16 protein-coding genes are annotated in these 12,575 nt (G+C 65.6%); 7 read left to right on the plus strand and 9 right to left on the minus strand.

The window, feature by feature from the left end:
* Position 1 precedes the first annotated feature (1 nt).
* Positions 2–688, plus strand: a complete 687-nt coding sequence (locus tag RGUI_RS19610; RefSeq protein ID WP_253798652.1) for a S8 family serine peptidase — start codon at positions 2–4, stop codon at positions 686–688.
* Entirely contained in the window at positions 685–2,433 is a 1,749-nt protein-coding gene (locus RGUI_RS19615; RefSeq protein WP_081535884.1) for an ABC transporter ATP-binding protein, read from the plus strand. Before RGUI_RS19610 ends, RGUI_RS19615 begins: the two co-directional genes overlap by 4 nt.
* Here RGUI_RS19615 and RGUI_RS19620 read toward each other — a convergent pair.
* On the minus strand, positions 2,328–3,323 hold the full coding sequence (locus tag RGUI_RS19620) for an AraC family transcriptional regulator (RefSeq protein ID WP_156883038.1): 996 nt from the start codon (positions 3,321–3,323) through the stop codon (positions 2,328–2,330). The two genes, RGUI_RS19615 and RGUI_RS19620, sit on opposite strands and share 106 nt — an antisense overlap.
* 154 nt (positions 3,324–3,477) lie before the next feature.
* Entirely contained in the window at positions 3,478–3,873 is a 396-nt protein-coding gene (locus RGUI_RS19625) for a CZB domain-containing protein (protein ID WP_081535886.1), read from the minus strand.
* Positions 3,874–4,111: 238 nt separating this feature from the next.
* Here RGUI_RS19625 and RGUI_RS21960 point away from each other — a divergent pair, with 238 nt between their 5' ends.
* The 5 genes from RGUI_RS21960 to RGUI_RS19645 all read left to right on the plus strand — a co-directional run bounded on the left by RGUI_RS21960 (position 4,112) and on the right by RGUI_RS19645 (position 7,172).
* Positions 4,112–5,566 carry a methyl-accepting chemotaxis protein gene (locus tag RGUI_RS21960; protein ID WP_253798655.1) on the plus strand — a complete coding sequence of 485 codons (1,455 nt, stop codon included), beginning with the start codon at positions 4,112–4,114 and terminating at the stop codon, positions 5,564–5,566.
* Positions 5,567–5,607: 41 nt separating this feature from the next.
* Positions 5,608–5,901 carry a hypothetical protein gene (locus tag RGUI_RS19635; protein ID WP_081535888.1) on the plus strand — a complete coding sequence of 98 codons (294 nt, stop codon included), beginning with the start codon at positions 5,608–5,610 and terminating at the stop codon, positions 5,899–5,901.
* Between the two features lie 73 nt (positions 5,902–5,974).
* Positions 5,975–6,496, plus strand: a complete 522-nt coding sequence (locus RGUI_RS19640) for a hypothetical protein (RefSeq protein ID WP_081531805.1) — start codon at positions 5,975–5,977, stop codon at positions 6,494–6,496.
* Between the two features lie 159 nt (positions 6,497–6,655).
* Positions 6,656–6,778, plus strand: coding sequence for a hypothetical protein (locus RGUI_RS22400; protein WP_256387860.1), 123 nt, complete (start codon positions 6,656–6,658; stop codon positions 6,776–6,778).
* Positions 6,768–7,172: a hypothetical protein gene (locus tag RGUI_RS19645; RefSeq protein ID WP_081531804.1), complete on the plus strand. Its 405-nt coding sequence runs from the start codon at positions 6,768–6,770 to the stop codon at positions 7,170–7,172. Before RGUI_RS22400 ends, RGUI_RS19645 begins: the two co-directional genes overlap by 11 nt.
* A 129-nt stretch (positions 7,173–7,301) precedes the next feature.
* Here RGUI_RS19645 and RGUI_RS19650 read toward each other — a convergent pair whose 3' ends face one another.
* The 7 genes from RGUI_RS19650 to RGUI_RS22265 form a co-directional block, all read right to left on the minus strand.
* Positions 7,302–7,709: a hypothetical protein gene (locus RGUI_RS19650; RefSeq protein ID WP_081531803.1), complete on the minus strand. Its 408-nt coding sequence runs from the start codon at positions 7,707–7,709 to the stop codon at positions 7,302–7,304.
* Positions 7,706–9,598, minus strand: coding sequence for an Ig domain-containing protein (locus RGUI_RS19655; RefSeq protein ID WP_081531802.1), 1,893 nt, complete (start codon positions 9,596–9,598; stop codon positions 7,706–7,708). Before RGUI_RS19655 ends, RGUI_RS19650 begins: the two co-directional genes overlap by 4 nt.
* Positions 9,595–9,864, minus strand: a complete 270-nt coding sequence (locus RGUI_RS19660) for a hypothetical protein (protein ID WP_081531801.1) — start codon at positions 9,862–9,864, stop codon at positions 9,595–9,597. The genes RGUI_RS19655 and RGUI_RS19660 overlap by 4 nt, the downstream gene beginning before the upstream one ends.
* 41 nt (positions 9,865–9,905) lie before the next feature.
* Positions 9,906–10,343, minus strand: a complete 438-nt coding sequence (locus RGUI_RS19665) for a hypothetical protein (RefSeq protein ID WP_081531800.1) — start codon at positions 10,341–10,343, stop codon at positions 9,906–9,908.
* Between the two features lie 49 nt (positions 10,344–10,392).
* Positions 10,393–10,725 carry a hypothetical protein gene (locus RGUI_RS19670; protein ID WP_081535889.1) on the minus strand — a complete coding sequence of 111 codons (333 nt, stop codon included), beginning with the start codon at positions 10,723–10,725 and terminating at the stop codon, positions 10,393–10,395.
* A complete protein-coding gene (locus RGUI_RS22260; protein WP_081535890.1) occupies positions 10,722–11,717 on the minus strand; it encodes a hypothetical protein in 996 nt (331 codons plus the stop codon). The genes RGUI_RS19670 and RGUI_RS22260 overlap by 4 nt, the downstream gene beginning before the upstream one ends.
* A gap of 217 nt (positions 11,718–11,934) precedes the next feature.
* Positions 11,935–12,552, minus strand: a complete 618-nt coding sequence (locus RGUI_RS22265; protein ID WP_081535891.1) for a hypothetical protein — start codon at positions 12,550–12,552, stop codon at positions 11,935–11,937.
* Positions 12,553–12,575: the final 23 nt, after the last annotated feature.

Here is a 12,575-nt window from a genome sequence, read left to right on the forward strand (position 1 = left end):
CTTGACTGCCGGCCGCCCCATCCGTGTCGGCGTGATCGACAGCGGCGGCCCGGAGGGCGAAGTGGCGGGCGGGCGCCTGTTCCTGCCCGATGGCACATGGATCTCTGCCCGCCCCGACCGGTTGGGCCACGGCACAGCGGTGGCGGAGGTGATCCGCAAGGCCGCGCCGGGCGTGCAGCTCGTGCATGCACAGGTGTTTCAGGATCGTCCCGTGACGACAGCGATACAGGTGGCCAGCGCGCTGGAATGGCTGTCGGGGCAAAAGGCCGACCGGCAAGAGATTGACGTGATCTGCCTCAGCCTTGGCCTTGCCGCGGACCGCGCGCCCCTGCGCCGCGCCGCGACCGAGGCGGTGCGGGCCGGCATGATCGTTGTGTCGGCCTATCCGGCGCGGGGCGGCCCGTGCTATCCGGCCTCTTATCCCGGTATCATTCCCGCAAGCGGCGATGCCCGCTGCGACTGGGACAGCCTGTCGCTTCTGGAGGATGGGGTGATCGGTGCGTGGTGCGGCTCTCCCGAACAGGGGCATGAAGGGCAGGGCGGTGCCAGCATGGCCGCGGCCCGCGTGGCGGGCCATCTGGCCGCACGGCTGTTGGCGGGGGCGGCGTACAAGGACGGGGCCGCGGCCCGCATGGCCCTTGGGGAAGCGGCACGGTTCCTGGGGGCTGAGCGGCGGGGCTGCGCGTGACGCCCCTGTCATCGGTGTTCGGCAGGGCCTCGGCACGGGTCTTTTTCGGGTCGGGGGCGGCGGCATGGCTGGGTCCGGTGATCGCGCGGGCCTCGGGCGGTATATTTCTGGTATTGGCAAGTTCCCTGCTGGCTGCACTCCTCGGCCTCGCCACCCCGTGGTTGACCAAGCAGTTCATCGATCAGGGGCTTGTCGCGGGCGATGCACGCGCGGTCTGGACATGGGCGCTGGCCACCTTCGGCGTTGGCCTCGTGGCGCTGATGATGGGCGTTGGCAATTCGCTGCTTCATCTTCGGTTCTCGGCCCATATGCTGGCCGACCTGCGGGGGCGGGCGATGCGGGCAAGCCTTTCGCGCGACCCGCTGGCCCCGGCGCATCCGGTGGGGGAGATGATGGCCCGGATCGACGGCGATACCGCCGAGATTCAGAAATTCGCCTTCGACTCGCTTCTGGCGGCCTTCGGGGCCATCGTCCGCCTGACCGGGGGCGCGGTGATGCTGGCCCTGCTCGACTGGCGGCTGGCCCTGATCCCGATTGCGGCCGCGCCCGTCGAATTGGTGTTTCTCGCCTGGGCACGCGGCAAGACACAGGCGCGGGCCGAGGAGGTGCGAGAGATGCGCGGTGCGCTGTCGGGCTTCGTCATCGAAAGCCTTGCCAGCATGGCCGTCCTGCGCAGCCTTGGCGCGGGCGCGCGGCAGGCCGACGCGCTGGACCCCTTGCAGGCGCGCCAGATCGGGTTGCTGGAACGTCAGCGGCGCTGGCTGGAACTGGTCGGTGCGGTGCCGCAGGTGATCGGGGCGCTGGTCCGGCTTTCGGTTCTGGTGATCGGCGGGCTGTGGGTGGTGCAGGGGCAATGGCAGATCGGATCGCTGATCGCCTTTCTGGCCTATATTGGTATGCTGACGGGGCCCTTGCGGAACCTGCTGGGGCTTTACCACGCACAGGCGCAGGCCAAGGTGGCGGCGGGGCGGTTGGCCGATCTGATGGATGGGGATGCGGCGGAGCCTGCCGGCCAGCCGCTGCCCCCCGGCGCGACCCTTGCCTTCGATCGGGCGGGCAGCACCGTGGCGGCCCATGCCCCCGTGACGGCCACCATCCCGCCGGGCCAACGGGTGTTGATCGACGGGCCTAGCGGGATTGGCAAGACCAGCCTTCTGCACATTGCCCTGCGGCTGTCCCCGCCCGCGCCGGGAACAACTGTGACGCTCGACGGCCGGGACGTGCGCGACCTTGACCCGGTGGCCTTGCGCCGTGCGATTGCGCTGGTGCCGCAGCGGGCCACGCTCCTGCGGATGAGCCTTGCGGAGAATTTGCGCCTTGCCGATCCGGGGGCCAGCGACGCGCGGCTTTGGCAGGTGCTGGAGCACGCCGATCTGGCCGATTGGCTGCGGGCGCAGGGGGCGGGGCTTGACCTTGCCCTGTCGGAGTCTGGCGCGAACCTCTCGGGCGGGGAACGGCAGAAGATCGCGCTGGCCCGGGCGCTGCTGCTGCCGTTTCGTATCCTGATCCTAGACGAGAGCCTGTCGGAAATCGACGCGGCCGCCGCCCGCCGCATCCTGACGGCGCTCGACACCCACTATCCCGACCGCACGCGCATCTTCATTGCCCATGCCGGCCCGGCGCGGGAGGGGCCGTTCGATCAGCGGATCACGCTTTCCTCTCTCCCGCCGGTGCGGCGCAATTCGCGCGGGGATTCCCCGAACCAGCGGGAGAACGCCCGCGAAAAGGCGCTTTGGTCGGAATAGCCCAGTGCAAAGGCGATATCGCTGAGCGGCATCCGCGTGCGGGTCAGCATCGCATGGCCGCAGGCGCGCCGGCATTCCTCCATCAGGTCCTGAAAGCTGGTGCCCTCGGCCTCCAGATGCCGTCGCAGGCTGCGGCGCGACATGCCCAGCCGTTCGGCAATGGTGTTCTGGTCGATGGCGGCGTGCCCGATCCCTTCCAGGATGACGTGGCGGACGCGGGTCGACAGCCGTTCCTGACGTTTGACATCGATCAGTGCGCGCGCCAGCGATTGCAGACCGGTCTGATACGCCATGCCCTGTGCCGGCCCCGGCAGCGGGTTGTCCAGAAACCGCACCGGCAGGCAGATCGCATTGTCCTGCGCCCCCATCCGCGGTTGCAACCGAAGGGCGGATGCAAGCGCGGCGGTGCGGCCACAGGCATCATGTTCAAAACGGATCGCGTCGATGGCGGCGGGCGGGACGCCACAGCGTTCTGCCAGCGCCGCGAAAAGCCCGATGGTCAGTTCGGCATCACCGCGCCGGGGCCAGATCCGGAAATCGAGCACGCGATAGGAAAAGTGCGCCTTGTCCCCGTTGATCTCGAACCGCGCGCGGGTGCCGGACTGAAGAATGGGGAAGCCTTGCGCCAGACATCGCAGCGCAGCGCCAAGGGACGGCGCGCAGGCCGCGGTTTCACCCAGAACGCCAAGGTCGGAAAGGTCGAGACTTCGGCCCTGGGACCATGACACCAGCGGATCGTGGCTGTGGTCGCGGATATCCTCCATCCGGGCGACGAAGTCGGCCAGCTGCATCGACGGCCCGGCAAGGGCACTGTCCTCGCCTTCGACACACACGTACCGCTCCCCCGTCAGGCGCGTGTAAGGGGTGCTGAGAATCCAGGATGTGTCCAAATCGATGCCCCCGCCGATAGCGGGAGGATAGGCCCTGCGCCGGGCGAAAGGTAGGATTTTGTCAATTCAGGCGGGAAGGGGCAAGGCGGCGCTTTCCCGCAAGCAGATCGCAGCGGCCGGTTTTTGCCCGGCGTCCCGGCACAACAGGCCCGGGTCAGGACTGTTCCTGATCCTTTGTCTTCATCTCGTATTTCCACAGGCTCAGCGCCTTCAGCACGCCGTCGGCCTTGTCGCAGAAGGTGCCGGTCAGAAGGGCGCGGGCCTCCTCTGGCTGTCCGCCGATGGCCAGTGTCAGCACCTCCGCCGCGGTCTTGTGAAAGGACGCATGGGCGGCGTTGATGGCGTTCCACGCCTCGCCCGATTTCAGCTCTGCCGGAATCGAGGGGCCGTGAAACCATTTGCCGAAATCGCAACTGCGGTCGCATCCGGCCTTTTCGGGAGAGATTTCGGAACGGCCCTGGGCAATCGCGCGTGCAAGATTGCCGCGCCATTTGAGATGCTTCATCTGCGCGGCTGCGATTTCTTCGGTCATTTCGGAATAGCTGGTCATGGCCCTTGCGCCTTGGGGAGTCGGTCAGACGCACCCAAGCACAGAGCATGTTAAGCCTTGGCTAATGTGCCGCGGCCCGGTTTTCATGAACGGAAGCATGCACTTCGGCTGCCGCGGCATTCTGTCAATCGCGCGCATTCTTCCTAATCCAGGGCAGGGCGTGAAGGTCTTGGTAATGTCTTGGCCGCTAGGGATAGGTCCAAGAATTGTAAATCGCGCGACAAACGGGAACCTGACGATGTCCAACAAGAGCCAATCCCTGCTTGGCGGCTGGCGAAGTTCCGTCTCGGCGATCGGTATTGCCGGTGGTCTGGCGCTGCTTCTCGGGGCCGAATACGTCACCTATGACCGTCTGGTCACCTACATCACCAGCGGTGCGGTCACGATTGACCCGGCGTCCGCGGCAGAACTTGCCGACCGGCTGCGCTCCGGCTTCGTGCTGATCGGCGGGATTGCGGTCCTTTCTGCGGCGGCGCTCTGGGGGCTGGTGCTCGGCCCGCTGGCCCGTCTGACCCGCGGAACGGAGGCGCTGGCCCACGGCAATCTTGCCGCCTTGCGTCCGCTCCGCCTTGGCGTCGGAGAGGTCAGGCGCCTGCACGCGGCGCTGTCCCGCCTGCACCGGACGCTGAGCGAGCGCGAAGCGATGGAAGAAAAGGAACGCCTGTCCGAGATCGAACGCTATGACCGCTGGGCAGAGCAGCATGTGGTCGTCACCAGCCTTGCCAACGGGTTGCAGGATATGGCGGACGGGGATTTCTCCCGGTCGCTCGACATCCGTTTCCCGGAGGCGTTCGAAGGGCTGCGCCAGAACTTCAACAGGACGATGGACAATCTCAACGACCTGATCGGGCTGGTCGCGCAAAACGCGATCGAGATCCACGCGCGGTCGGATGAAATCAGCTCGTCCTCGGACGATCTGTCCCACAGGACCGAAAATCAGGCGGCCACGCTGGAAGAAACCGCCGCCGCGCTGGACGAACTGACCACAAGCGTGAAAACGACAGCCGACAGTGCGGCCAAGGTGGAACATGTCGTCCGGGGCGCCCGCGGCGATGCCGAGCAAAGCGGCGAGGTCGTGAAACAGGCAGTGGGCGCGATGTCGGAAATCAAGGACTCCTCGGACGGGATTTCCCAGATCATCGGCGTGATCGATGACATCGCCTTCCAGACCAATCTTCTGGCACTGAATGCCGGGGTGGAGGCCGCGCGGGCAGGCGAGGCTGGACGAGGCTTTGCCGTGGTTGCCTCCGAGGTTCGGGCCCTTGCCCAGCGGTCGTCCGAAGCCGCGCGTGAGATCAAGGACCTGATCGACCGCAGTTCCAGTCAGGTTGCGTCCGGCGTGGGGCTGGTCAACCGGACCGGCGAAGCCCTGACCGATATCGTGTCGCGCGTCACCCAGATCTCCGACATGGTCAGCGAGATCGCGGTCAATGCGCAGGAACAATCCGTCGGGCTGGGCGAAATCAATGTGGGCGTGACCCAGCTTGATCAGGTTACCCAGCAGAACGCCGCGATGGTCGAAGAGGCCACGGCGGCCGCCGCGACACTGCGGCAGGAAACCGAGCGGCTGGAGCACCTGATCTCGCGGTTCCGGCTGCGGGAGGGCAATGGCGTCTCCCTCGGCGCGGGGCCGGGGGTCACGAACGAGGCCGTCGAGGAAATCTGGCGCGACTTCCTGGCGACGGGAACCTGAAAGCCTCCCAAGGCGATAGCAGAACGGGACGCAGAGAGACCATGACCACCAAGGACGGCATGATCGGTGAGATCACCGATGCGCAGCACAAGCATCTCAAGTGGAAATCCCATCTGATGGATGCGATTGCACACGGCCAATCCGATATCACGCCAGATGTAGCGGGACGGCAATTTTCGCAGTGTGTGACACCAAAAGTTGCAGCAGAGGCGGATGCCCGTGACCTGTTGTCGGCCAGCGCGTGGATGTCGAGCAGCGCCTGCCCCACATCCGCCGGCGCCGGCCGCCGCCCCGGCCCGGAATGTCAGGCGGCGCGGTGCTCCGATTTCGGTTGATAAGTTCCGATTTCGGAACTATAGTCGAGGCATAGGCAGACGGCATGTGGCCGCGCCTCTCAGGAGAGACACGATGACGAGAAACCCGATCTTCGCAAAAGCCGCCGCCGCCGCCGACCACATGCGCGACATGGGGTATGATGTCAGCATCACCACGCACCCGACGAGCTACGGCAACAGCGCCTACGTCACCGTCTCGATATGCAGCAGCGGCATCAAGGGGCAGCGCGGATTTCGGCTGTCCGACCACGATGTGGGCGACCGCCGGAAGGCGCTCGACGACTGGCCGACGATCATCGACGGCAGCGACGTCACCGTAGCAGACCTGATCGACATCCTGACCGTCGATATAGCGAGACTCGACAGATTGGGCGACGAGGCGCTGGCGCGAGAAGAAGTGCGCGCCGCCAGGCGAGCAGAGGCCGAGGCCAAGGCAGAGGCGGAAAAGGCCGCGCGGCGTGCAGAAGAAGCGGCCCATATCGAGCGGCTGAAGGTCTGGCTGGCCGCCAACTGCCCCGAATATGACAGCCTGAACAAGACCAACAAAACAAAGGTCCGCAAAAGGGCGAACCAAGAACTCTATGGTGAGAAATGAGGGGGAGGGGGAGGCCGTAGCCCCGCCCCTCAATTTGTTGCTCGGTAGAGCTTGTTAACAGCACCCGCAGATGCCGCAACTAGTCTGCTTTTCCAGGCAATGGCGAGACCGTAACGACCGGCCGCGGAAATTTCAAGCGCGCCCCTCAGGAGAGACACGATGACCGACATGCAAACCCTGTACCTCGACGCCCACGGACTGCCATCTGATTGCGACATGGCGAGCAGTCTCGGGATGGCGGCGCTCTCCAACGTACGGTACGAGGCCGCTCATGCATCGTGACGCCCTATACGCCACGCTGGCCCACACTCTGGGACTGTCCTCGCGGGACCTGTCGGAGATCGGGGGGTTTTCAGACCGCTTCGCTCGCGACCTGCTGGCGGGGCGGCGGCCGGTGCCAGCGGATGTGAGGCAGGCGCTGCTCGACATCCAGGACGACATAGACGCGCTGACCGACAGCATCGAGGCTGACGTGAGCGAGGGCGAGGGCGTGATCTGGTTGTACGGCACCACAGCCGACCTGCGCGCCGCGCGGCCTGACATTCCGGGCCGGGGCGCGGCGGCGGGCGGGTTCATCGGGCCGTTCCGGATCGCCGCGCTGACCGCGTGGGATGCGCTGCGAGAGCGCGGCATCGATGTGGATATCCTGTTTTGCGACCCAGACCGCGCCGAATAGTCCGTACCGGCGGGAGGGGCACGGTGCAGCCCGTCCGCCGCGGTCGGGAGCCCTGACCCGCCGCCACCGTGGGAATGTCGGACCAAGACGCCACCGTGGGAATATCTGCCATGCCCGCGACCGGCAACATCACGCCTCCGATCTGAACAACACCACGCGCGTGCCGGGCTTGACGCCTTGGATATCGACGGGCGACATCCCGAAAATGATCCCCGGCGACAATGTGATATCCAGCTCCTCCCCGCTATCACCGACAAGGGTGAGACTGGTGTTCACACCGGCGGCTAAGATCGCGCTGGGGCGCCAGTCGGGCATTACGGGATCGTCTGCGGTCATGATGTGCCAATCGGTCCAAGGCGGTCCTCGTCGATCTATCGTCGCGGTCTTCAGGTCGGCCAGCGCCGACGCGATCTGCGATGTCTGTTCCGCCAGCGCGGCCTCGATCCGCGACGCAACTCCGGCGGCAATCGTGTCGCCCAGAGTGGTCATCAGGTCGCTGAGCGTCGTGTCGGCCGCGGCGCTGCTTGTTTGGGTCATCCCGCAAACCCCCAGCCAATCTCTATACGTTTTGCCCGTAAGGCCGGAGACGCTATGCTGTCGATGCCCGTCTGGGACAGGTGGGTGCCGTCCGACGTGTAGGTTGGGGTGTTTGACGCCCACAGGGAGTAATCACTGTCGAGAGGCGCGTTCGCGTCATCGGTAGCGTCCCCGCCAGACAACCTCAGACCTGGCCAGTCCATTACGTAGTCGGGGGTCGCCGAGGCCAGCGTTGCCGCGTTGATCTGCAACAGTTCACTGTTGAAGCCCGTGACCGTCAGGCCCGTGCTATCTGTCGTTCTGGGCATGCACAGAATTGCCAAAATCTCGCGATCAAGCCCGGCATAGTCGGTTGCATCCATCGATTTGAAAGCCGCCCAGATGCTTTCCTTTTCCGCAATCTCCTGCGTCGGGTTCGCGAGGTTGTTCGTACCGAACATCTCCACCATCGCGTTGGCATATTTCAGCATCGAGAGGTAGAAGTCGCGGTCCCCGTTGATGTCCCCTTCACGCCATGCCGCGGCGGAGCTGCTTGGAACGCCCATATTTATTGCAGGGATCCACGCTGTCGGGGCTGCATCGGTGTTCCACAGGGACCCCTCCATCCAGCCGTAGAGCGTGCCTGCCGCCGTATTGTCTTGCAAACCGCAGCCGAGGCTATCAGCAACGTGGGCCTCTACGCGCGGGATTGCCCCCGCCGGGCGGGCCATGATCTGATGCGGCAGGTGCGCATTTACATACGACATGCCGTCGCCAGCGCTCGCGTTGAAGCCGCCGAACGTCAGGAAGTCGGCCAACGGATAGGCCGCAGTCGACTTGCCTGTGAAGATGTTCGTCGGAATGACGCGATACCGGTACGGGTTGTACTGTCTCGGACACACAGCACCGCTAGTGATCGGCACGTTTGACCCATCGACCGGCTGCCAGCAGTATTTCCGCTCGTAGCGCTCGCTCTCGCTAAACACGAACAGGCCGAAATCTGCCGGGTAGATCGGGTCGGAATGCAGATCGTAGTCCCCGGCATCCATGTACCAATCGGTTTCGCCATCGACTGTGACCTGAACGTAGTCGCCGTTTTCTGCGATCAGGTAGTAGTACAGGATATGGATGCGATCCACGGCTGCCTTCAAGACATTAGGCAGCCCACCGAAATCGTTGTCCATGCGGATGACGATTTCTGACCATGTGCCCGACCCCATTTCTTCCGACCCGCTGCCGTAGCAATGCGTGTTGGTGGCATCGTTTGGGTTCGCCGTAGTTGTAGTCGCGATCCGCCCATGCACCGAGGCGTATAGCAGCGGCGCCGGGGGCGCATCGCTCACATTGATCGCGAAGTCGGCCTGCGCGGTGCCCTCGCTGTTTGTGACAGTCACACTAGCTGAGGTGGCAAGGTCCGCGGAAGGCACGGTGCCGGAAAGCGTCGTGCCCGAGAGCGTCAGCCAGCTTGGCCCGCTGTACGTCCAGTCGCGCAGATTGGTCCCGCCGGCATGCGCGGACAGGTCGATCGATACAGCCTGGCCATAGGCAAATGACTGGTCGGGGATCGCGAGCGTGGGCGCCTCATCCCGCACACCCGACGCTCGGCGCGTGAGGCTATAGTCAGGCGCACCTACGAACCCCAGCGTCTCTCGCACCTCGATAATCTGGCCGCGAGTATACGTCGTGGCCCCGTCCCACGCTGACCAACCCCCGCCGTCGATCTGCATCTCGCGCGTGGGTCCGGTCACGGCGCCGCCATGGGCCGCGGTGTAGCTGCCCCACGTGACCGGACCAGACAGAGCGACGCCGGTGTCCAGCTCCCCCTCGTCAATACTCGGGCCGGTGCCCGTCACCAGCGGCTCCTCACCGCCGCCCGCCGCGAAACGGCCCGCAGAAAACCGGCCGCTCACGACTGCACCAATACCGCAGGCTCGCCCTTTGCGCCGGCCAGCCACAGGCGCTCGCCGGCGCGCAACTGCAGACCTTTTTCTGCGCCCGGGAGCATCGGGGTCGCCAGCGCCGGGGCGACCGCGGGCGGTGTATCGTCCGTGGTCAGGTCCCAACTCAGCCGCGCCCAGGTCGACGGATTGCCGATGTTGATGTCCATGTCGGTCGCGGCAGTGAAGCGGGCACTGGCGGACCAGTCTGCGTCCAGGGTGTACAGAGTGGTGGGCATTTCAGGTCCTTTCAAACGGGGGTTGATGGGGGTTTTGCGGCTCATACCGGGCGCCTTGCATTGGGTGGCCAAAGGGCGTCGTCTGTCGGGTCGGCGGGCCGTGGGTCGGCCGCCTTGATCGCCCAACTGGCGGCAAAGACGAGCTGCACCCAGGCCTGCCCGAGACGCGCCAGCGCGACCATTTGCGCGGGCGTCAGGCTGTGGGCGACATCCTCGCGATCCATGAATGGAAACGGGGTCTGGTCGGCATCCCCCACGCGGGTCTCTGCCTCGATCCGCAAGCCGAGAATGCCGCGTTGGTCCTGCTCACGGCCCTCCAGAGCGACCCAGCCATAGCCGGGGATGTCGACATCCACGCCGAGCGTAAGGCGCCGTGTCCGTTCGGCATTCACCACGTCGCGGAAAGCGCGATCGTCGGCTGCCGTCGCGGCGGCGACACGTTCATCAGCCGGGGCGGTATCGCGGCGGATCACGGTCACGAGGTCACCTCCAGCGCGATGGTTTCGGACAGCCAGGGCGACGGCAGCGTCAGCCGCACATCGTATCGGCCAGCATCGGCGAGCGTGATCTCGATCGTGCCGCCGGTCTCGGGATCGTTGCCAGGCGGTTGCCGAATTCGCCGTCGAACACGCGCGCCTCGGCCCCGGTGGGCAGGCCGGTCCATGTCCATGTCGTGTCGACCTGCGCCGGCGCGGACGCGCGCGGCCGGGCGGACCAGTCGGTGCCGGACCACAGGTAGAGATGCGCGTCCGCCAGCGGGACGCCCTCGGCCAGGGCAATGGCGCCGGCGGGCAGTGCGGGCGCATGCCCGGCATAGTCCACCAGCCCGGCTTGATCGACGAAAGCAAATGCAACGGTCATGTCGGAACAACCTCGATCACGGACAGGAAGGCATTGCGGACGACGAGGTTTGCCTCGCCGCTCGGGCGGTCGATGTGCCAGCGGAAATCGACCTCGTCCCACACCCCGAAGACGGCCTGCGCACGGGCAATGGTCCGCCACGGGGCCGAGGTCACCGATGCGGCGTCGGCGTAGGTCTCGGCCATCGACGGCATGGCGCCCCCACCTTCCCAGTCGCCCCAGGTGCCGCCGAGCTTGACCCGTGACTGGATGGACAGGACCGGGGCGTTGGCCGGGTCGATTGTCCCGTCGTAATGGCGCACGTCGATGGCCCCCATCGCGAAGAACAGACGCCCCTCAAGCGATGCCGCCGCGACAGAAGCGTTGAGCGACAGGTAGGTTCCGACAAACGATTCCTCGAAGTCGGTTTCTGCCGCGAGTAGCGTCTCCCACCGATCGGTCAGCGCGCCGACTTCGAGAGACTGGCGGGCGATCAGGCGGTTGAATTCGGCGGTCCCGTCCAGGGCGATCTGCCAGCCGGTCGCGCCGGATACGAAATTCGTCCGACTGGATCGCGCTGGCGATCTTTGGCGGATGTGATCGCGGCGTCGGCGATGTTGGCGGTCCCGACCTCGATACTGCCAAGATCGGCCGAGATCGCGTCGAGAGAGAGGACGGAGATCTTCTCGGCCGTGACGGCGCCGTCCACGATCAGCCGGTCGTCGGTCGCGGGCCGCGCAAAACAGGTTGTAGGCTTCGAACCGGCCGTAGATGTCGCCGCCGGCATCGCGGCCCCACGCGCCACCGGATGCGCATATGCGTGGCATCGACGGGGTCTGCACGATCTCGGTAAAGCGTTGCTCCGACGACAGACCGCCGACGGTGAAGCTGTGGATCGTCTGGAACGACAGGTACGCGTCCGTGGCCGCGCTCGCACTGTCGTAGAAATAGACGTAGACCCGGGCCTCGCCCACGGCGCTGGCCCAATACCGGCCATCGGCCACCCACGGCATAGTAGGTGTTTGGGCGCGACCGCGAAGGGCGCTGTCCAGGCCGACGCGTATTCGCCCGACGGCGTGCCGCCGATTTCGGCCGTTGGCACGTAGACGTCGATCATCCGGCTGGCGGTTTCATAGCTGCCGGCATCGATGAACTGGGCCGGGCCCGAGATGTACCACAGCCCCTCATCCAGCAGGTTGTTGCCGGGGATCATGTTCCCGAAGTCCGCGATCACAGCTTCGACATGCTGACGGTGCCGTCGATCAGGATGTCGTCGGCCGAGATCCGGACCACCGAGAACGATTGCTCCGGATCGCTGCTGGCGACGAGGTCCAGCAAGGACACCGCATTGCCGGCCAGCGCCCGGAAACTGACCATCGACGCGGCGTGCCCCTCGATGTCGGACACGGCAGTTTGCAGAACAGACACCTCGGCCCCGACGCTGCTTCCGTTCGGATCTTCGATCTCTGCCTTCAGCGATGTGCCGGCGGAGGCGATGGCTGCATCTGCCGCGGCGGAGGTGTAGTAGTTCTGTGCCAGATCGGCCCCAATACTCGTGCCGGCCGGGTCCTCGATCTCCGCTTTCAGATCGCTTGTTGCGGACGCGATTGCGCCACCAGGCCCGGTGATCGCCGTATTGAGCGCATCGATGGAGGCCGTCATGTCTGACGCGACCGACTGCGCCTCGGAGATGTCCTCGAACACAAGCTCGGCGAACCTGACATTGTGGTCGGTGGCATAGGTATCGCCAAGAGACAGCAGCATTGGTCGCCACTGGATCGTTCCGTCCGGGATCGTCACGACGACATCGAACGCGTTCCAGCCAGCCTGATACGCCTCCGCGACCACGCCTTGAGGCCACTGATCCGTGC

It is taken from the genome of Rhodovulum sp. P5 (genome assembly GCF_002079305.1).
GTDB lineage: Bacteria > Pseudomonadota > Alphaproteobacteria > Rhodobacterales > Rhodobacteraceae > Rhodovulum.